The sequence below is a fragment of the uncultured Algoriphagus sp. genome (genome assembly GCF_963974365.1).
Taxonomy (GTDB): Bacteria; Bacteroidota; Bacteroidia; order Cytophagales; family Cyclobacteriaceae; genus Algoriphagus.
Genome location: NZ_CAXBBX010000006.1, coordinates 80,605 through 101,225, shown reverse-complemented (window position 1 = coordinate 101,225; position 20,621 = coordinate 80,605). Strand labels below are relative to the sequence as shown.

The window sequence follows — 20,621 nt, the reverse complement described above, 5'->3', positions numbered from 1 at the left end:
TCCGCGCAAACCTCCGCGACCTCTTTGCGGTAAAATATATGGCATAAAAAAACCAAGAACAGCTTTTGCTATCCCTGGCCTTTCCGAAATAATTGAACCTAATAGTTTATAGATCTTCTGATACAAGTTCAAACTCTAAGCTCGGCTTGCCTCTTTCCCCGTCTTTGGTCAAAGAAAGGAATCTAACTTTGTAAATGTTTCCTTCTGAGTCTTTTACCACATAGTAGATAGTGTCAAAAGCATGTGGCGGGTCAGATGGAGGAGGTCCACCAGTATATCTCCAGCTTGAACCAATAGTCAATCTATTTGTCGTATTGAAAGTCAAAGACTCTGCATCTTGCTCAGTAAAGTTTTCGTAGGCGATATCTTCTTCAAGCACTTCTGCAGCTGCTGAACCTCCGTAGATATTATGATAAACCAGATCCTGATAGAAATATGGGATAGCGCCTCCACCAAAATTTGTGGATGATATACTTGCTGTCCAAGCTATATCCCATGCTGTTTTGCCAGGTTCTACATCTACAATACCATCTTCAAAGCTGAAATAAACAAAGTTCAAATCGCTATCCTTTGCAATATCTACAGATGTAAAAGTAGTAGCATCTGCATCTGCATGTTGTAAAGTATAACCTTCACCGTTTCTGATTATTCTGATTTTTTTCCATGTTCTTTCAGTTGCTGAACTAGATCCTCTATTAAGGATATAAACTTCATTGTTTGCTTCAGTGGAGCTGATAGCTTCAATGACTGGTGCTGTGAGAGGGTTAGAAACATCATCCACATGTTCAATCGCAACAGCATTAGGAACAGAATATGTTATTGCAGCCGAATCTGCTGCACTCATATCTGCAGCGGAAACAGCATTGATATCAGTCTCGCCAGTAGCCATGGCCATGGCTCCAGTAGTTCCGTTGATCAGAACTTTGAATTCAGAACCTGTGGCAAATGCCAAGTCCCAAGATTCCCTTGCTACCGCAGTCTGTGTACCAGTTCGGAACTGGATATAAGCTGTATTTGGATATTCTGCTCCACCACCATCTACTTCGATGATTCCTGATTCTGTAGGCGGTACTACTACTGGCTCTGGATCGTCATCACTGCAGGATGAGAAAAGTGTCACGCCAGCCATTAAGGCTGTAAGAGTTAGAAAACGATACTGTTGCATTGTGTTTAAATTTGGGGGAATAGTTATTTATTTAATTGATAGGTGAGGCCAAGGAAATAAGATCTTCCATAGCCTACGGGTCTTTGGGTTCCACCTCCATGGGCATCTCCACCTTCGGAAGTGCTACTGATTTGTTTTACGTCTAGGATGTTTCTGGCTCCGGCATTTACAGAGAGATGCTTTCCAAAATCCTTTTTGAAGGAAATATCCATCCAGTGGTACCCGTCCAGCATGATTTCTCTGGCAGTGGGACTTCCTTCTGAATCAGTCACAGTTTCATAGCCAGGAAGTGCTCCTGTGTATTTGTAGAAAAGTGTTGCTGTGGTTCTCCAGTGCAAAATCTGATAAGTCAGGTTTGTATTGACCTCTGGAGTCCAGCTCATTTCTGGAACTATCGTTTGTCCCTCAGAAAGCAGATTGTACCTGCCGATATAGGAGAAACCTACATTTGCCGAAAGATTCTTGAAGCTTTCCGTATGGTTCAGGGTAAAACCAGCGGTTTTGTAGCGCTCTACATTGAAAAGGGTGGTGACCTGGATATTGCTGGGATCCTGACCATATGCGATGCGGTCTTTCACATCATTGTAGAAAGCTCCTAAGACAGTAGAAATTCTCCATTCTGGCTTCAGTTGCGCTTTCCAGTCCAGTGAGCCGTTAAAACTATTTGAGGTTTCTGCTTTCAGGTCCGGATTACCCGTGATGCTGTGACTTGCGTCAAAGAAGTTGAAATACAATTCACGGATCGATGGTGCTCTGAAACCATTGGAGTAGGCCAATCTCAGATCAAGATTTTCATTCAGCGCAAACTTAGTGTTTACGGAAGGAATCAATTCTGGAGCTTCATAAGCTGAATTCCAGCTTTTGCGTAAACCGGGTTTGATTTTTAGAGAAGATAAAGGCGACCATTCTCCTGACAGGAATACCGCATAATCCTGGATGCCTTCATTTTTTTCAATTCTTTCACCTGAGCCAGTTTCGGTATTCAAGTCGATGCCAGGCTGCAATTTGAATTTTTGCGAAAGCTTCCAATCGCCAATCATTCTCCAGCTAAAGCCCTTATAATCTATCTTTGTATTAGCTCCAGGTGCTTGTGATTGGTAATGCTCTCCTGTTCTTACATTGCTCACCCAAGTTTCACTGTCTCTAGTGTAATCTGTAAATGCTCCCTGCCAAGTCAGTCCAAAGGTGGAATTGGAATCCCATCTTCCGCTGAGTCTATGCATCCAGCGGCTGGTGATAAATTCCTGATCCAGTACCTCCAAGCGGGCATCAGGCCCGTAAGCAAAAACTGTTTCATCCAAAAAGTCCAGTTGATATTCTAGGTTTAAAGATTGATTACCCCAACCTGCTTTGAGGTTTAGGAAATTCTGATCTTTGGGAAGCCATTCGTATTCTCTGCCTGTTTCTTCGCCCTTCCAACCTCCGAAGTTGTTCTGAGAAAATGAAGCTCCAAAGTCCCAGTTTTTCAAGCGGTAACTTCCAGTCACACTTCTTATATGAGTGCCTTTTCCATCAAAAGGGCTGTATTCATTTCCGACGGTTTCCTCCTGTACTCTGGCTTTGAGATCAAATTTTTCAGCATTATCCGATTTGGTAATGATATTAATCACCCCTGCCAAGGCATCAGCGCCATAGACTACTGACATTGGTCCTTCGACGATCTCCACTCGCTCAATGCGGTTGATGTCGATTTGGTTGATGTTGATCTCATTAGAGGTACCTTGACGACCAACCATCGGAATACCATCGATCAGGATTTTTACGTTTTGTCCAGACATTCCGAGAAGCTCCATATTGCTTGAACCAAGCGCGTTGTCTTGAGAAAAACGGATTCCCAACTCAGTATTCAAAACCTCCTGAATATTACTTGGAGCACGGTTTTTAATCACTTCAGAACCTATTGTTCGCACCTGATAGACAGACTGCCTAGCAGATTGAGGCTCGAAATTCCCTGTGACCACAACCGTTTCCAAATCTGAAGTCGAGGAAGTCATTACGAATGTTTCTGTAGTTTTTCCCGCCGGCCAAGTTGCCCAGATCGTCTCAAATCCCACCGCTGAAATTTTGAGTTTCCCTTCTGATGGCAATTGGCCAAGTGAGAATTCACCCTGTTCGTCGGCTACTTCTCCCTTAAGATCTGCCAACCAGATCGTAGCGTGAGACACCGCATTGCCATGGGAATCCACCACTTTTCCTTGCAACACAGCTTGAGCTTGTGCTATAATTGGCATAGCCAGGAATAGCAAAGAGAAAACGATGAAGTGTTTATTTAGATCAAATCTATGCATATACATAAAAATTTTTGAGAAGGCGAGAGCTTTATCTCGCGCCGAAATTTTTATTAAAGGCTATCTACCAAAGCTTTCCACTCTGGTTTCTGAGGAAGTCCCGGCTTTCTCAATCCGAAGAACTGAGCGACCATTTCGCCTTCTTTATCGAAAAGCTCAACAGCAGATACCAACCCATCTTCCGTGTTTTTATGGACGACATAAGCTTTATCCACTACATTTTCATTCAAGTGCATGTTGAAATCCGGGTCAAGTACATTGAGCCAATCACCCATCTGGCGAATGGTCTGCACCTTACCTTGGTGGATTTGGATGTTGCCTTTATTCCCAGCGAAAATCATGATAGGGAGTTTGGTCTCAGCGGCAGTTTCTACGATTTTACGTGCAGAAAGTCTGTCCACTTCATACGCCCATTTGTCGTCAATCCACTTCACAGCATCTTGTCTGTTCAGCTTGTATTTGCGAAGCATCCCAAAGAAATCATGCGTATCCTTCATCGTTTCCCAGTCCTTGGAGAATCCTTCGAAGTCCAATTCTTCTCTAGACACATATTCTGGAGCAGGAAAAGCTTCAAGCTCTAGCTCTGCAGATTGGTCAGCAGCGGTATTGTTTTTTACCAATTCCTCGTAAGCTTCTGGATTTGATTTCTCCTGCAAATAGACTTTCATTACAGCTTCACCAGCTTTGTCGAAGTATTGCAAACTTTTCATAGTGCCACGAGGAGTCTCGGTAGTCACTGCAAAACCAAATTTCCAACCTGCAAAAAACACTCTTTGCTCGATTGGGCCGATCACGGTAGCGATCTTGTGCGGTCCGGCAGCATGCATTTCAATTTTCTGAAAGGGTCCCTTGTGCTCCAATACACAGCCTTCGCTTCTTGTCAATGACATCACGCGGCCTAGTTTTGGGAATTCTTCCAATTGCTCGGTAAAATTGTCAGTCAGACGAATCACGTTTGCGCCAATTCCGGTGGCTAAAAGTTGTGCTTCAGTCACACCAAGTTTGGCAGCAGCATCACGGATTCTAAGTTGAGGCTCAGATTCTTTCAGGTTCTCCCATGCTTGCTTGAGGGATTGTGCGGATTCTTGAATAGTTTCCATTATTACGCTTGTTTAAATGTGGGTATGGATGTATGTGCCTGTGCAGTTGCGGATATGAGCAGTCCGCCAGTGACAGGGTTTTGAATTAATTGAATCGGGTGATCAAAGACGTATTCTAGGATTTCTTCCTCAAGTACTTCTTTTACCGTTCCTGCTTTTGCGATCATGCCGTTTTTCAACAAGGCAATTTTATCTGCGTATTGAGCCGCAAGGTTCAGCTCATGAAGTATTACCAAGATTCCTATATTTCTTGATTTCAACGTTTGAAGGATTTTCAATACTGCATGTTGCTGCGCAATATCCAAGCTGGAAGTTGGTTCGTCAAGGAGCAAATACCTTGGAAAAGGCTTTGTCTCCCAGATTTGTACGAGTACTCTTGCTAGTTGCACACGCTGCTTTTCTCCGCCGGAAAGGTGATTGAAAACCTGATCCTTCAGGTGGGAAGTATTGGTAGCTTCCAAAACCTCCTGAATGAGTTTTGCTGGTTGGTTTACTTTGGTGCTGATCAGCCCAAGCTCCACTACTTCCTGCACGGTAAATGGAAAATTAACTTGCGTATGCTGAGGCATTACAGCTCTCACCGCAGCCAAATCACGGGCTTTGAGTTTATGAATATCGTGACCATTGTAGCCCACAGCACCATGCTTGCATTTGATCTCTCCGGAGAGGATTTTGAAAAAAGTGGATTTCCCAGCTCCATTTGGACCTAGTACTGCTAGAATTTCCCCTGGATTCAATTCCAAACTAACCTCATCCACGATGGGTCTTTGGCGAATACAAAAATGTACTTGTGAGGCTTGAAGCATCAGTTTTTAGTTTTATTCAGGTTGAAAATAAGCCAGATAAAGAAGGGTGCGCCGATCAGGGCAGTGATTACACCGATAGGCATTTCGGCAGGAATTACGATCACTCTTGCAATGAGATCGGCAAAATTCATAAGTATTGCTCCTAGTAGGAAAGATCCCGGAAGTACCAATCTGTGGTCAGCACCAAATAGAATTCTAATCAAATGCGGTACTACCAAACCTACAAAACCGATCATTCCCACCATGGAAACTCCAACTCCAACGACCAAAGCACTACAAATAAGCAGTCGGATTTTGACTTGCTGCACGTTTACACCCATGTGGAAAGCTTCTTGCTCTCCTAACGCTAGCGCATTCAATTGTCTGGAATTAAATAATAGTAGAACTGATGGAACACCTATAAGCATCAGGCTTACTGGGACTTTTGCCCAAGTAGCACCACCCAGATCTCCTAAACTCCAGAAAGTGAAGCTTCGCAAAGCGGAATCATCTGCAAAGAACAGCACCAAACCAATTAGTGCTGCTGCCAATGCATTGATCGCTACACCCGCCAAAATCAAAGTTGCAGCATCTGTTCTTCCTTGGGATTTTGACAGTTGATAGACAGCCGTCACACAGATCAAACCTCCAATAAATGCAAAAAGAGGCAAGCCGAGAGTTTTGATCCAAGCCAAAGAGGAAACTGTAGGAACCAATACCATGAAAATCACAGCAAATAAGGCGGATCCTGTACTTACACCGATCAACCCTGGTTCTACCAAGGGATTTCTAAACATGCCTTGCAATGCTGCGCCGGCAATGCCTAACCCTCCTCCTACTAGCATGGCCACTAGCACACGAGGCATGCGGATTTGGAGAAGCACATTGGCTTGTTGCACTTCAAAAGTTCCTAGTTGAATACCGATTTGGTCAAATAAGATCGCAAGCGTCTGAGGAAATGGTATGCTAAAGGCGCCCAAAGAAAGGGAAGCTAGCACTACCAAAACCAACACAAACCCAAACCCGAGGAGGGTGAGGTTTTGACTCTGGATCTTAGTATGATTCAATGCGGTGATCATTATTTATATGGCTGGAAGACCGAAGACGGGAGACCGCAGCGGCTTCAATGCTTGATTTTAACTTTACTTTCTAAGCTTTATCTTATACTTATTTAATTATTGCCTTACGGCTTTGGCTAGTTCTAATGCTGCTTTTCCCACTCTTGGTCCAAAACCGGAAAGGTATTGGCCATCTAAAGCAACGATTTGATTTTCTTTAAAAGCTGTGGTTTGGTCGATTCCTTGTATCGCTACCAAGCCATCTTTTCCACCTACACTTTGGATTCCTGATTCGAAAAACACCAAATACTCAGGATTCATAGACACCAAGGATTCTGGAGTCATAGGAGCAAATTCGTCAAAGCCAGTTGCCGTCCCTTCGATTTTTGCCAGTTTGAACATCTCTGAAGCAAATGTTTTGTCACCGGCGATAAATACTGTCTCCGGGCCGCGGGCCATTAAGAAGATTGCTTTTGGCTTAGATTCCTCAGATTCCAAATAGCTGTTCAGTGCAGCTATATCAGCATCAATTGCGGCATTTACTTCCTTTCCTTTATCCTCTTCCTCAAAGAAAGTTGCCAATTCCGTGACCAATTTCTTGGTGCCTTCTACTGTAGTTGGTTTCGTGAAAACCTCAATATTAACTTGAGCTGCTTTCAATTGAGTCACTACATCAGGATTGAGGTAACCTTCTTCTATAAGCACCAAATCAGGACCTAGCGCAAGAATCCCTTCTGCTTTGATCTGGTTTCTATACCCAATGGAAGGAAGATCCTGCATGGATGCCGGGAAAGTCGAGGTTATGTCGGTTGCGATGATAAGATCGCCATATCCTAGTGCATCCACGACTTCTGTAATGGTACCGCCAGCAGAAATGATCTTACGCTCGGCGGTTGTTTCTTCCTCTTTAGAAGGAGCGGAACATGCAGCCAAAACTACAAGGATAAAAGGTAGATAGCGTGTTAACATTATTTAGATTAAGTTTAGATAAAGAACAAATGTAATCTTAATTAGATTAATTCCAAATAAAGAAGGTGGACAAAAATGTTAAAAAATTTCTTGTTTTACACTAATGGTGCTTTTAAAGCAATTTGTTCAGAGAGAGGAGATATAATTATTGGGATCAATATATTTCAGGGGGAAAAATTAATGAAGCTAAGAATTTGATCGCTTAGGAAGGTGATTTCCTATTTCAAAAATTGTTGAGTTTTAGGTTAAGGTAAAATTCCTCAAACAGGCCAATAAAAAAATTTCTTTTACCACCGTGCAATAAGCCCGAAGATTGGGGACAGAAGTCGCCTTAATTATAGCTTTAACCTTTCCCATTATTCCTTCTTCCTATTTACTCGCAGAAAAGCAGATATACATAATATAAGAACGTTCAAATTATTCACTCAGCCGTTGATCCCGCTGACAGACTGAGTACTTAGAATGATCAAAATATGCCGCTTAGAATATTAATTTCCCAAATATCCTTTGGGTTTAGGCATTATTGGTTAATTTTGCGGTCGAATTCAAAAAGCACATCCTTTTTACATTTCAATTATCAAATGGCAAATATTGGAAAGATAACTCAAGTGATCGGGCCCGTAGTGGACGTTTCCTTTGAAGGCGGTAAGCTGCCAAACATCCTTGACGCGGTAGAAGTTACCAAAGAAAATGGCCAAGTGGTCGTAATGGAAGTTCAACAGCACTTGGGTGAAGATCGAGTGAGAACTATTGCAATGGACTCATCTGAAGGGATGGTTCGTGGCATGGAAGTAAGAGATCTGGGTGAACCTATTTCTGTTCCAACAGGTGAGGGCATCAAAGGCCGTCTTTTCAATGTGGTTGGAGAACCTATCGATGGTTTGCCTGCAATACCAGTTGGTAAGAGACTTCCTATTCACAGATCTGCTCCTCGTTTTGAGGATCTTTCTACAGCTACAGAAGTACTTTTCACAGGTATCAAAGTAATTGACTTGATCGAGCCGTATGCAAAAGGTGGTAAGATTGGTTTGTTCGGTGGTGCTGGTGTTGGTAAAACTGTATTGATTCAGGAATTGATCAACAACATTGCGAAAGCATATGCTGGTCTATCTGTATTTGCAGGTGTAGGTGAAAGAACAAGAGAAGGAAATGACTTATTGAGAGAAATGATCGAGTCAGGCATCGTTACTTACGGTGATGACTTCATCCACAGCCTTGAAGAAGAAGGTGGATGGGATCTTTCTAAAGTTGATTTGAAAAAACTAGAAGACTCTAAAGCAACCTTCGTTTTCGGTCAGATGAATGAGCCTCCAGGGGCACGTGCACGAGTTGCCTTGACAGGATTGACTTTGGCAGAATATTATAGAGATGGTGACGGCGAAGGAGCTGGTAAGGATATCCTATTCTTTATCGATAACATCTTCCGATTTACTCAGGCAGGTTCTGAAGTGTCTGCACTTCTTGGACGTATGCCATCTGCAGTAGGTTACCAGCCAACTTTGGCAACAGAAATGGGAGCTATGCAGGAGCGTATTACTTCTACTAAGCGTGGTTCTATTACTTCTGTTCAGGCTGTATATGTACCTGCTGATGATTTAACTGATCCGGCTCCAGCGACGACTTTCGCTCACTTGGATGCTACGACTTCACTTTCGCGTAAGATCGCAGAATTAGGAATTTATCCTGCTGTGGATCCTTTGGAATCCTCTTCAAGAATCATGTCTGCGGACATTATTGGAGACGAACATTACAATTGCGCACAGCGTGTGAAAGAGATTCTTCAGCGTTACAAAGAATTGCAGGATATCATTGCGATTTTGGGTATGGAAGAACTTTCTGAAGAAGATAAGCAAGTGGTGCACAGAGCGAGACGTGTACAGCGTTTCTTATCACAGCCATTCTTTGTAGCAGAGCAATTTACAGGGTTGAAAGGTGTATTGGTAGATATCAAAGACACCATCAAAGGCTTCAACATGATCATGGACGGTGAGTTGGATCACCTTCCTGAGGGAGCTTTCAACTTGGTAGGTAGCATCGAAGATGCAATCGCTAAGGGAGAGAAAATGATGGCAGAAGTTAGATAAATCTCAGTTGTCGGTTTTCGGTTGTCAGTTTTGATAACCGAAAACCAATAGCATTTTAGTATTTACCGGAGGCTTTTGCTGATATTTTTGAAAAGAGAAGTCTCCAAACGATATAAAATTCCATGCATTTAGAAATCGTCACACCGGACAAAAAAGTATTTCAGGGTGAAGTATCCGAAGCCAGTTTTCCTGGTGCTAACGGAGCATTTCAGGTGCTGAATAATCACGCTCCGATCGTTTCGGCTTTGGCAAAGGGAACTGTTTCCTTTACCACTCCTGAAGGAAAGCAATCCATGATCGTGGATGGCGGAGTAGTAGAAGTAAAAGACAATGTGATTGTATTGCTGGCTGAGAAAGTAGTGGCTTAAGCAATTCATCCGAATAGTTAGAAAAGGTCTCCTGTGTAAACGGGAGACCTTTTTTTTGTGTCTTTAACGTGTCAAATTTCCTCTTCAATAGGAATTATTGCTCCTCGTTTGATGTATGGTTGTTTGCCTGAAGCTCAGTTTTCAACCTTCCAACTTTCCAACCTTATACTTTTAACTTTTCAATTACTCTCTATCACCTGGCCTTTTTCCCTATAGAGATCTACAGGACCATCCAGCAAGACTGCCAAAACGGTAATGTCTTTGTCGTAGACATGGTCAGGAATATCAATATACTTCATTCCTGGTACTGCGCTCCAGTACATCTTGCCCACTTCTCTGGATTGTAACTTTGTTCCATTACCCACTACCCAGACACGCTGGATTTTGTTTTTCAGTCCTTTGATGGCAAGGGATTCATTGACTTTGTAGTCTAGGTAGATGTAAAGAATTGTCTTATCCTTCGAAAGAGTAGTAGGAGCATAGACGTGTCCATCTGGAATGCCCGCTTGAGTATCATAGATCGCTGACTCATGCTTGGATGTCCAGCGCCCAAATTCATTCAAAATGTTTTCAGCTTCCTCTGGGATAGTACCATCTGGCTTTGGTCCGAAATCCATCAGGAGATTTCCGCCCATGTGAAGGCAATCCACAAAGATTCGAAGCAATTCACTTGGACTTTTGTACTGATCATCATTGCCTTGGTACCCCCAGCTATTGTTCATGGTCATACACAGTTCCCAGAATTCACTAGTTGGACGAGTTACCGGTACTCCTTGCTCAGGCGTATCATAGTCGCCAAAGCCTTTACCTAATCGGGAGTTGATGATCACATTTGGATTGTAAGTCTGCAGTTTCTTTTTGAGCTCTGCACTTCTCCATTCCTCTGGCTTATGTTCCCAATCGCCATCAAACCAATATAAATCTGGATTGTATTGTTCGGATAGTTCACTTAGTTGAGCAAAGTTGAAATCTGTGAACTTTCTGAATCTCTCTGGATCATTCTTGTATCGAAAAGTCTCTCTCGTGTTTCTGTCGTAATCTGGGTGTGACCAATCCAATACAGAAAAGTAGATTCCTTTTTTAATTCCTTCTTTCTCCAAAGCATTCATCAATGGCCCTACCAAATCTTTTCCGGCTGGAGTTTTCTTCACGACAGAAAGATCAGAAGCTTTTGTATCCCAAAGAGCTACCCCATCGTGATGCTTGGCTGTAAGTACAGCATATTTTGCACCGCTGGATTTAATCAGCTTTGCCCACTTAACTGGATCATATTTGGAAGCAGTAAAACCTGAAAGCTGTTTCATGTAGTCATCGTAGCTAATGTAATCATTGAAAAATGACCAGGACTCGTCAATTCCATTCACAGAATAAATGCCCCAATGTATGAAAATGCCCAATTTGGCATCAGCAAACCATTCCATTTTCTCAGGGGTTTCCTGAGAAAATGCTGCAGTAGATTGAGTGAAAAATATAGTTAGAATGCCTAGTGCTAGTAGGTAGCTTTTGAAGGAAGTGCTAATGTTCACGTCGTAATTAGTAAGATTTAGGATAAAATTAGGCAAAACGCCCTATATATCAAGGGGTAGAAAAGAGTTTATTACGAGTGGAGATATTGTATTCTGAATATTATCCATACCTTTGTGCCCACGAAAGGGGGTGTATAGATATGATCATAGTTAACGTAAAAGAGAACGAATCAATCGAGAAAGCGCTAAAGCGTTTCAAAAAGAAGTTTGACAAGACTGGTGCAGTCCGTGAACTTCGTGCGAGACAAGCTTTCACTAAGCCTTCCGTAGTAAGAAGAGCACAAGTCATCAAAGCAGCTTACAAGCAGCATCTTCAAGAAGAAGCAGCGAAGTAATCAGTTTTGACTTCCGATATCAAACGCACTTGCCATCAGGCAGGTGCGTTTTTTTTATGACCATTTACGATTTTGCTCAGCGATAATTCACATTTTTTCGTCTAACTTATCTTCCCAGTTACGTGATACATGATCGATTCTTTCATCAATTATTTAGAGTTTGAGAAAAAAGCCAGTCCGCATACGGTAGAGGCATACCGTCGGGATTTGACCCAGTTTGAGGAGTTTTTGGCGCTTTCTTTCGAAATAAATGAAATTTCTGAAGCCCAGCATCCAGAGCTCCGGGCATGGGTGATTGACTTGGTAGATAGCGGGTTAAGTACTACCTCGGTAAACCGTAAAATCGCCACTCTGAGGTCTTATTACAAGTTTTTACTCAGATCACAGATCATTTCTAGCGATCCAACGTATAAGTTAAAAGGTCTTAAAAACCCGAAGAAACTTCCTGAGTTTGTACAGGAAGAGACGATTCTTGTCGTTTTAGACGAAAGTGTTTACGAGCAGGATTTCGATGGGCAGCGTGACAAGATGGTGATGGAATTTCTTTACCTCACCGGAGTCAGGCTTTCAGAGTTGATAGGATTAAAATGGTCAGATATCAATCTCATCGATGATTCGGTCAAGGTACTTGGAAAAAGAAAAAAGGAAAGAATTATTCCTATTACAAAAGGCTTAAAACAGAATATTTTGCTGTATAAAAAAGTATTTGAGGAAAGGTTTTCTAAAGTTGGTCAAAGTGACTATTTTATTGTCAGCAATCAACAAAAGCAAAGTTACCCTATGATGATTTTTCGCATCGTCAGGCACTACCTAGATCTTTTTGCGCAGACATCCAAGCGCAGTCCTCATGTATTGCGACATACTTTTGCCACCCATTTACTCAACAAAGGTGCTGACCTGAACGCAGTAAAAGATTTGCTAGGTCATGCCAATCTTGCGGCCACTCAGGTGTACACGCACAATTCCATGGAAAAACTTAAGGCTGTGTTCGAACAGGCACATCCGAAAGCATAAAATAAACTATTTGTTCACCACTAAATGCAAATGAATATGAAACTGCAGATGCACTCCATCCATTTTGACGCTGATCGAAAACTGATCGACTTTATTCAGAAAAAAGCTGACAAACTGGATACTTACTATGACCAAATCATAGACGGAGAGGTTTTTTTGAGGCTTGACAAAAACGACAATAACTCGAATAAAATTGTAGAAATCAAGATGAATGTACCAGGAAAGCAATTTTTCAGTAAAAGCCAATCTGACTCATTCGAGGCGGCTTCTGATGATGCCATCGAAGGATTGAGACGTCAAATCAAAAAACACAAAGAAAAAGTAGTGTTGGCTAAACAGTAATAAGCTAGCCTAGCTAAATTTGGGGCATCTCTCAGTAATGGGAGATGCCTTTTTTATTCAAACCAAACTCAATGCAAAGGTCTACAAGCTATACTATCTATTTCTGGGTTATTTCACTCTCGCTTGTAGTTGCTAAAATACAATTTACCCTAAGGCCAGAAATTGACTTGTTCACTGAGGAGGCGCAATACTGGCTCTGGTCACAGAATATGGCTTGGCACTATTATTCCAAGCCCCCGCTAGTAGCTGTTCTAAATTACATTAGCACAGGTTTTCTGGGAAATACTGAGCTGGGAGTGCGTATAAATGCGATTTTATGTGGTGTAGGAATGTCTTGGGTGACCTTTCTATTTGGCCGACATCTATATTCAGCTAAAGTTGGATTTTGGGCTGCGATGATACTTCAGGCCATGCCTATGTGGTGGCTTGCCTCTACTTTTCACATGACTGACAGTTCCCTTACCTTCTTTTGGGCGCTGAGCATTTATCTGGCTTATCGAGGTATGGAAGATGGGAAGAAATCCTGGTGGATTTGGGCTGGGCTGGCTGCTGCATTTGGGTTGATGGCTAAGATGGTCATGATTCTGATCTTTCCATTTCTTCTTTTGTATCTTATTTGTACCAAAAGCTGGAAGGCACAGAGTCAGAATTATATTCTCTTTGTGTTAATCACTTTATTAGGTTTCATCCCTGCTTTGATCTGGAATTGGCAGAATGACTTTGACACGTTTAAGCACTTGGCTGCCCTCAGCGGTGGTGGAGGCGGTGAATCCAAAGCTTTTGATGTAAGAAAGTCTTTCGGGCAATTTTTCGAGTACCTAGGAGGTCAACTGGCGATGATTTCCATATTTCTTCTTCCTCTATTTGTGGGAGCTTTTAGAAAAGTGATTCAAAACCAAGACCGAGCAAAGGTCTATTTGCTTTTACCTGCTTTGATGTCTTGGGCTGCTTTCGCAGGATTGAGTTTCTTGACTTCCATAGAAGTGAATTGGCCGGTATTTGCCTACGGGAGTTTGGCCATTCTGATGGCGGCTTGGGTGTGCGAGCAAAGTCAGAGATGGCAGAGAATCAGGAATTGGGGTGTAGGCTTAAGTATCGGTTTACCGCTGTTTTTTCTGCTTCCTGATTTTACTTTGATGAAAAGTATTACTCCTATCAAAAAGGCTGAGAAATCTGCTTTCAGAAGAATGGCAGGCTACGAGCCTTTAGCCGAAAGACTCGTCACATTACGAGATAGTTTGGGTATTGAAGATGCGTATATCTTTTCAGAAACCTATCACATGGCCTCCGAGCTTTCCTTTTACCTTCCAGATCATCCACAAACGTATATGTTAAACATGGGGGCAAGAAAGAATCAATTTGATCTTTGGCCAGGCTTGGAGCAGTTTGTAGGAAAAAATGAAGTGGGGATTTTCGTGAGTTGGAATTATGATTCTCCAGGAGAATTTGCAGATTTTCAGGAATTGATTTATGAAGAGGAGTTGCCGATTTCATTTCGAGAGGAATCACTTCGTGTAGCGAAAATTCAGGTTTGGAGAAAGCTAGAGCGGTTTAATCCATATTTGCCAGATACGTATTAATTCACCTTTTCTCCAGCCAATAGTATATCTTCCCATTTTCCTTCACCAATGAATCAAAGGCTGGGTTGCTGAGATTTTGAAGGAGAAAAGGAATTTGTTTGGAATTCCAGTTGACCGAACCCACAGAGATTTCGTACTGGTTTTTTGGAATTAGTTCTAAAAACTTATCCTCTACTATCAAATAAGTATAGCGAGAGGCTTCTCGGAGTAACTCTTCATCTGTAAGCTTCTTCTCGCCGGATATATCAGTCATGTAATAATCAGGTCCCAAAAACACCCTAATTTTGCTGCTAGTGTGGATATTTCCAATAAATCCGATTTCTCCTTTTGGATCTATGTCATTAGCTGCTACAAATGCTTCAATTTGCTCGCCTTGCTCTGGCAGAGATATTTTTGCAGTGACAGTGGATAGGAGAAAAAACAGTAATAGGAAAGAATAAGAAAGTGCTTTCGGAAGTTTCTCGCTTCTAATAGTCAGCATGAAGAGGTAGGACAAAATGGCGAATCCCATTGCCAGCTGAAGATAAACCCATGCAGTACTACCTAATTGAAAGTTTATCCATAAGCCAACTATCCCAACAATAAGACACAGGAAAAGGAAAAACCAAGTACTGATTTTTAGACCCAATTTCCTGAATTCAAATTCTCCTTTTACAAGTAGCCACCCAAGCAATACGGCTAATACTGGAGCTACGGGCAATAAATATCGCTCATAAAACTTAGCCGTCATCGCTCCCATTCCCAAAATTGCCAAGCCCCATAAAATTGCAAATCCGAAAAAAACTGAATTCTCTGACCATGCTTTTCTTGTACTTTTCTTGATTTTAGGAAGTACCAGCAGAATCCAGGGAATAAATATGGCAATCAAAATCCCAACTGCAAGCATCCCGTTTTTCAGGATTAACAAATAACGTGAAGTAACTCTACCTCCTACTTGATCTTCAACAAAACTGTCTAAATAAGTAGGGCCATGTATTTGCCACATGGCGACAAACCAGAAGAGTGCAATAAAAATAGCTAATGCAAGGGAAGGAAAATGGAGAAAGGTTTTAAATGAGATTTTTTTCCATGGATTAAACAGGAGATAAAACACTCCAAGTCCTCCTAAAGCAAGAGCAGGAAGGCCTTTGGTTTCAAATGCAAGCGCCAAACTTAGGTAAAGAATCCAAAGATATTTTTTGGGGGCTTGGTCACCAAAGCGGATTAAACCAGCGAAACCAACTGCGCTCGCGGTCATCGTGAGGCCGAGTAGCACATCCGGAATTGAGCGGGTTGCGGATAAAATCAATACAGGATTGGCGGCAATAATCAATGCAGAGATTCCAGCTGTTTTTTTGTCTTCAAAAAGTAGCTTTGCAAGCCAATAGGTGGCACCTACAGTCAATGCTCCAGCGAGTAAAAAGAAGATTCTTGAAGATAGTGCGCTAACTCCAAAAAGCTTGAATCCGGCCAGCACCACCCAATATGTCCCGATTGGTTTTCGAAATCGAAGTTCTCCATTTCCCAAATAAGTGGTCAGGTAATCTCCGTTTTGAAGCATTTTCACAGCTGCATCGGTGTAGTACATTTCATCTGGGAAATGCATGTGGAAGCTCAGTGCAAACGGGCCAACTAAGACGGCAAATGCTGCCATGACCACCCATGGATTTATTTGGGGCTCTTTTAGGGACATGCTGCAAAGATAGTCCGATTGAACTTTGTCACACCAAATTTTCGTTGGCTTCCGAAAGCGAATCCTAGCTTTTTTGTCCTAGGAAGTATTTTACCGTATTTTTGACAAAATTTTATCGCATGTCCAAGCCACAGATTTCCGTAGTAATCACTGTTTATAATGAAGAGGATAATATCCAACCGCTTTTAGAACAGACTTATGCAGCGCTAGAATCCATCGATTATGAAGTGATTTTGATTGAAGATGGATCAACTGATAGGACAGTGGCTGAGGTGAAAAAGTATGCGAATAGCCGAACTAAGCTGATTATTTTCAATAGGAATTTTGGCCAAACCACAGCTTTGGCAGCAGGTATTGACATGGCTACTGGTGAATACATCTGCACCATGGATGGGGATTTGCAAAATGATCCAACCGACATTCCTGTGATGCTTCAAAAGGCAATCGATGAAGAATGGGATGTGGTAGCAGGCCGTAGAGCGAATAGAAAAGATGGATTTGTGCTTCGCAAAATCCCAAGTAAGATCGCCAACTGGGTGATCCGGAATACGACCAAAGTTTACTTGAAAGACTACGGTTGTACACTTCGTGTGTATAAAGCGGAGATTGCGCAGGGAATGGGGTTGTATGGAGAATTGCACCGTTTTATTCCTGTTCTGGCGAAGCAGCAAGGAGCTAAAATGACCGAAATGGATGTGAAGCATCATCCACGGATTCATGGCGAATCGAAATATGGCCTGAGCCGAACCTTCAAAGTGATGTCGGATTTGATTCTGATGTTATTTTTCCAAAAGTATTTTCAGCGACCAATTCACTTATTTGGCGGGATAGGGATTATCGCGTTTTTGATTGGTTTGCTGATCAATTTTTATCTGCTCATCCTGAAAATAATGGGCGAAGACATCTGGGGAAGACCGATTATGATTCTTGGTTTTATTTTGGTGCTGGGAGGTATTCAGTTTATCACCACCGGAATTATTGCGGAGATCATTGTACGAACCTATTTTGAATCACAGGATAAGACGACTTATTCCATCAAGTCTGTCTATCAAGGTGTATTGCAGCCTGTAATTGCAGTGCCTCAAAGAATTGACAGCGCTAAGTAGGTTTTCAAATAGCAATTGAATTTTGGCGAAAACAGAAAGTTCCCTTAAAAAGAAATTATCGACTGTCCTAAAGCTGGTTTTGACCGGTTTGGCGCTCTTTCTGGTTTTTCGAAAAATTGACACAGATCAGCTTTGGCAAATCACCAAAACTATTAACTGGCTGTGGCTAATACCTGCGGTGTTAACTTTTGTGCTGAGTAAACTTTTCACAGCCTTTCGCCTCAATCTCTACTTCAAAAATATCGGTGTGCAAATCTCCGAAAAGCTCAATATCAAGCTTTACCTCATCGGGATGTTCTACAATCTCTTTCTACCTGGCGGGATTGGTGGTGATGGGTATAAAGTTTACTTACTGAATAAACACTATCAAACTCCCGTAAAGCCACTGGTGCAAGCATCGCTTTTGGATCGTCTAGGTGGTTTGGTAGCGATTGTTTTTTTGTTGCTGGTATTGATACTTCCGGTAGATTTGACCTTACCATTTGCTTCACAAGTTCCTTGGGAGATCTTGTTCGGAGTAGCTGCTTTGCTGGTGTTTCCGGTTTTTTGGCTGATGCAAAAGTTACTCTTCAAAGCCTTTCTACCCTCCTTTTGGAAAGCAAATGTCTGGTCGATGGCTGGGCAGTTAGCACAATTGATTTGTGCTTGGTTTATATTGAAAAGCCTTGGCGTAACTGAGAATTTCCTTGCCTACCAACTGGTTTTTCTACTTTCTTCCATCGTGGCTGTGTTGCCTCTAACGATCGGTGGAGTTGGTGCACGCGAACTGGTTTTCGTCTATGCGCATACCTATGCGGGCATAGATGAGGCGATTGCAGTCGCTTTCAGTTTGATCTTTTTCCTGATCACCGCAGCAGTTTCTCTGGCAGGATCCATGATTTCAATTGATTTTGATGATAAATAGTTAAATAGCTGTTTTTCAGTTAAATAATAAAAATGTATCCTTGCAAATTTAAAATTTGATTTTAAATTTGCAAGGATGATTGTACGAGATTTGATTCTGAAACTCCAAGAACTGATGCCTGATTTTCCGGCTATCGCAATTCTTGGCCCACGGCAAGTAGGTAAAACTACCTTGGCGCTGGAGCTCGTGGAAACCATCGATCCTCAGTCTATTTACCTCGATCTTGAAAGTCCCTCAGACCGTAGTAAGCTTGCTGAGCCAGAGCAATATTTTGACCTGCATGAAGGTCGTTTGATTATTTTGGATGAGATCCAGCGCATGCCTGACCTCTTTCCGCTTTTGCGAGGTGTGATAGATCGAAGGAGAAAGAAAGGCTTTAGATCTTGCCAATTTCTGATTTTAGGTTCCGCTTCTTTGGACCTGATCCGGCAATCCTCCGAATCACTGGCAGGAAGAATTGCCTATGAAGAACTTCCAGGTTTCAATGTCTTAGAGGTTGATTCGATAGAAGGTCATGTAGAAAAACTATGGCTGCGCGGAGGATTTCCAGATAGTTTTCTAGCGAGTTCGGATAGATCGAGCATGACTTGGCGTGGTAATTTCATCACTACCTATCTGGAAAGAGATATCCCGCAGATTGCGCAGTTTGTGCCTGCCAACCGTCTGCGTCGACTCTGGACTATGCTCGCCCATCAGCAAGGACAATTGATCAATCTATCCAAACTTGGTGGAAGTCTAGATTTGACTTCTCCGACTGTGAAAAGTTATGTGGAAATGCTTGAAGATCTTCTGCTGATTCGTTCTGTCAGACCTTGGCTAGTGAATGTGGGCAAGCGACTGGTGAAGTCTCCCAAAATCTACATCCGGGATTCTGGAATTACACATGCTTTATTGAACTTAACCAAACTGGATGATCTGCTGGGACATCCTGTTGTCGGAGGAAGTTGGGAAGGATTTATTATCGAGAATATTATTTCAGTTTTGCCAAAAGGTGCTGATTATGGCTTTTATCGCACAACGGGTGGAGCAGAACTTGACTTGGTCTTGAGTTTGAATGGAGAAGTTTGGGCGATAGAAATCAAGCGAACCTTGAGTCCAAAGCTTTCAAAAGGCTTCCTGAATGCTGTGAAGGATATATCAGCAGACCATCGCTATTTCATCTATGCAGGTAAGGATGAATTTCCCTTGGGCGAAAGGACCATCGCTATAGGATTAGCTGGATTTATGAAAAAACTAAAGGAAGGCTTTTGAGGTCTTCCTTTAGTTTTGCTATTACTGCATTATAACATCGAGCGGAAAGTAATTTGGTAGACGGTTTTTTCCCACACCTTCTTTTGTTACTTCCCACCTTATTTCCTTACTGCTGGGGAAGTAGGTTATTCTGATTTCGCTGACAGCGAGAGAATATGCACTTAGAATCGTTCCTGTGAATACATTTTCGGAGATTCTGTTTAGAGAAATAGAATATTCCTCGTAGCTACAGTCCATTCTGCCCCCATTATAATACACTCCGCAATGCTCTCCTATTAAATCATATGACCCCATAACGTCATCATCAAGCTCGGGCTTATATAGATGGATTGTGAATGCTCTATCTTCAAATTCGAACCATCGCCAAGAACCTGATATATCTTGAGAGCTGGAATCATGGGAAAAGAGAAGAAGCAGTACGAATAGAATAGGGAGTCCTCTATTATACTTATTGAAATATAAAATCACTTATGTATTTCTGTAATAATGCCAGACTTAACATCGACTAATAGTATGATTGAGTCTTCATCATCATGTACCAATCCCTTATCAGATGTAGTTATTCTTATAACTCCATATTTCTCTTTTGTCTCATAATCTGTTCTAATCTCCAGTTCATAGGGTGGAAATAACTTTGATACCGATGAATGATGGTCTCCTATTTTTATAAAATCTTTACCATTTCCTATTGAGAATTTGGAATCTTTCAGGTGGAATGCATCCATTTTTTCACCTAGGAAATAGAATTCATTTTGCCCATAGGTGATTAGTCGCGCCATCTTTTCATCCATCTCATAATAGAAGTCTTCATTCTTGTCGGGATTTGGGAATTCTTCTAAAAATGACGATAAGGTGTTTTTAAGAAAACTGAACTCTTTGTCAATTGATTCAATTGATTTGATAATGAGGTAGTTAGTGTCAAATGTCGGGATAAATGTGTTAGGATTATACCCTTGGATTTGACCATATGAATTTGAGTGGAAGGAGAAAACCAGAGCTATAAAAATCAAGAAATACTTACTTGTTGAACCCCAGTAATTTTTGGTTTGTAACTCTCTTTTTTGATGTCTCATA

19 protein-coding genes are annotated in these 20,621 nt (G+C 41.9%); 9 read left to right on the top strand and 10 right to left on the bottom strand.

Going from position 1 to position 20,621, the window contains the following annotated elements:
* Positions 1-106 precede the first annotated feature (106 nt).
* The 6 genes from AACZ87_RS09735 to AACZ87_RS09710 form a co-directional block, all read right to left on the bottom strand.
* Positions 107-1,165, bottom strand: a complete 1,059-nt coding sequence (locus AACZ87_RS09735) for an HmuY family protein (RefSeq protein WP_339866758.1) — start codon at positions 1,163-1,165, stop codon at positions 107-109.
* Between the two features lie 23 nt (positions 1,166-1,188).
* Positions 1,189-3,453 (bottom strand): TonB-dependent receptor, encoded by a 2,265-nt coding sequence (locus AACZ87_RS09730; protein ID WP_339866756.1) that lies wholly within the window; start codon positions 3,451-3,453, stop codon positions 1,189-1,191.
* A gap of 53 nt (positions 3,454-3,506) precedes the next feature.
* A complete protein-coding gene (locus AACZ87_RS09725; protein ID WP_339866754.1) occupies positions 3,507-4,553 on the bottom strand; it encodes a ChuX/HutX family heme-like substrate-binding protein in 1,047 nt (348 codons plus the stop codon).
* Positions 4,554-4,555: 2 nt separating this feature from the next.
* Positions 4,556-5,359, bottom strand: a complete 804-nt coding sequence (locus AACZ87_RS09720) for a heme ABC transporter ATP-binding protein (protein WP_339866752.1) — start codon at positions 5,357-5,359, stop codon at positions 4,556-4,558.
* A complete protein-coding gene (locus AACZ87_RS09715) occupies positions 5,359-6,417 on the bottom strand; it encodes an iron ABC transporter permease (RefSeq protein ID WP_339866750.1) in 1,059 nt (352 codons plus the stop codon). Before AACZ87_RS09715 ends, AACZ87_RS09720 begins: the two co-directional genes overlap by 1 nt.
* Before the next feature lie 96 nt (positions 6,418-6,513).
* A complete protein-coding gene (locus AACZ87_RS09710; RefSeq protein WP_339866748.1) occupies positions 6,514-7,365 on the bottom strand; it encodes an ABC transporter substrate-binding protein in 852 nt (283 codons plus the stop codon).
* A gap of 581 nt (positions 7,366-7,946) precedes the next feature.
* Between AACZ87_RS09710 and atpD the strand changes: the two genes are divergently transcribed.
* Together atpD and atpC are read left to right on the top strand one after the other, a co-directional pair.
* On the top strand, positions 7,947-9,449 hold the full coding sequence (gene atpD / locus AACZ87_RS09705) for a F0F1 ATP synthase subunit beta (RefSeq protein WP_283412218.1): 1,503 nt from the start codon (positions 7,947-7,949) through the stop codon (positions 9,447-9,449).
* A 122-nt stretch (positions 9,450-9,571) separates the two neighbouring features.
* The gene (atpC, locus tag AACZ87_RS09700) at positions 9,572-9,817 is read left to right on the top strand and encodes an ATP synthase F1 subunit epsilon (RefSeq protein ID WP_339866746.1); all 246 of its coding nucleotides are present in this window, start codon (positions 9,572-9,574) and stop codon (positions 9,815-9,817) included.
* A gap of 179 nt (positions 9,818-9,996) precedes the next feature.
* Here atpC and AACZ87_RS09695 read toward each other — a convergent pair whose 3' ends face one another.
* Positions 9,997-11,343 (bottom strand): alpha-L-fucosidase, encoded by a 1,347-nt coding sequence (locus tag AACZ87_RS09695; RefSeq protein ID WP_339866745.1) that lies wholly within the window; start codon positions 11,341-11,343, stop codon positions 9,997-9,999.
* Positions 11,344-11,483: 140 nt separating this feature from the next.
* Here AACZ87_RS09695 and rpsU point away from each other — a divergent pair, with 140 nt between their 5' ends.
* The 4 genes from rpsU to AACZ87_RS09675 all read left to right on the top strand — a co-directional run bounded on the left by rpsU (position 11,484) and on the right by AACZ87_RS09675 (position 14,614).
* The gene (rpsU, locus tag AACZ87_RS09690) at positions 11,484-11,678 is read left to right on the top strand and encodes a 30S ribosomal protein S21 (protein WP_091692504.1); all 195 of its coding nucleotides are present in this window, start codon (positions 11,484-11,486) and stop codon (positions 11,676-11,678) included.
* 129 nt (positions 11,679-11,807) lie between these two features.
* Positions 11,808-12,692 (top strand): tyrosine-type recombinase/integrase, encoded by an 885-nt coding sequence (locus AACZ87_RS09685; protein ID WP_339866741.1) that lies wholly within the window; start codon positions 11,808-11,810, stop codon positions 12,690-12,692.
* A 36-nt stretch (positions 12,693-12,728) separates the two neighbouring features.
* A complete protein-coding gene (raiA, locus tag AACZ87_RS09680; protein ID WP_283412221.1) occupies positions 12,729-13,034 on the top strand; it encodes a ribosome-associated translation inhibitor RaiA in 306 nt (101 codons plus the stop codon).
* A gap of 71 nt (positions 13,035-13,105) precedes the next feature.
* A complete protein-coding gene (locus AACZ87_RS09675; protein WP_339866739.1) occupies positions 13,106-14,614 on the top strand; it encodes a glycosyltransferase family 39 protein in 1,509 nt (502 codons plus the stop codon).
* A gap of 1 nt (position 14,615) precedes the next feature.
* Here the strand turns inward: AACZ87_RS09675 and AACZ87_RS09670 are convergent, their stop codons facing one another.
* Complete coding sequence (locus tag AACZ87_RS09670; protein ID WP_339866737.1) at positions 14,616-16,247, bottom strand: glycosyltransferase family 39 protein; 1,632 nt, start codon at positions 16,245-16,247, stop codon at positions 14,616-14,618.
* Between the two features lie 158 nt (positions 16,248-16,405).
* Here AACZ87_RS09670 and AACZ87_RS09665 point away from each other — a divergent pair, with 158 nt between their 5' ends.
* The 3 genes from AACZ87_RS09665 to AACZ87_RS09655 all read left to right on the top strand — a co-directional run bounded on the left by AACZ87_RS09665 (position 16,406) and on the right by AACZ87_RS09655 (position 19,547).
* Positions 16,406-17,392 (top strand): glycosyltransferase family 2 protein, encoded by a 987-nt coding sequence (locus AACZ87_RS09665; RefSeq protein ID WP_339866735.1) that lies wholly within the window; start codon positions 16,406-16,408, stop codon positions 17,390-17,392.
* Between the two features lie 22 nt (positions 17,393-17,414).
* Positions 17,415-18,296 carry a lysylphosphatidylglycerol synthase transmembrane domain-containing protein gene (locus tag AACZ87_RS09660; RefSeq protein ID WP_339866734.1) on the top strand — a complete coding sequence of 294 codons (882 nt, stop codon included), beginning with the start codon at positions 17,415-17,417 and terminating at the stop codon, positions 18,294-18,296.
* Positions 18,297-18,371: 75 nt separating this feature from the next.
* The gene (locus tag AACZ87_RS09655; protein WP_339866733.1) at positions 18,372-19,547 is read left to right on the top strand and encodes an ATP-binding protein; all 1,176 of its coding nucleotides are present in this window, start codon (positions 18,372-18,374) and stop codon (positions 19,545-19,547) included.
* 21 nt (positions 19,548-19,568) lie between these two features.
* Here AACZ87_RS09655 and AACZ87_RS09650 read toward each other — a convergent pair whose 3' ends face one another.
* Together AACZ87_RS09650 and AACZ87_RS09645 are read right to left on the bottom strand one after the other, a co-directional pair.
* Positions 19,569-19,841 (bottom strand): hypothetical protein, encoded by a 273-nt coding sequence (locus AACZ87_RS09650; RefSeq protein WP_339866732.1) that lies wholly within the window; start codon positions 19,839-19,841, stop codon positions 19,569-19,571.
* Positions 19,842-20,011: 170 nt separating this feature from the next.
* On the bottom strand, positions 20,012-20,620 hold the full coding sequence (locus AACZ87_RS09645) for a hypothetical protein (protein WP_339866730.1): 609 nt from the start codon (positions 20,618-20,620) through the stop codon (positions 20,012-20,014).
* Position 20,621: the final 1 nt, after the last annotated feature.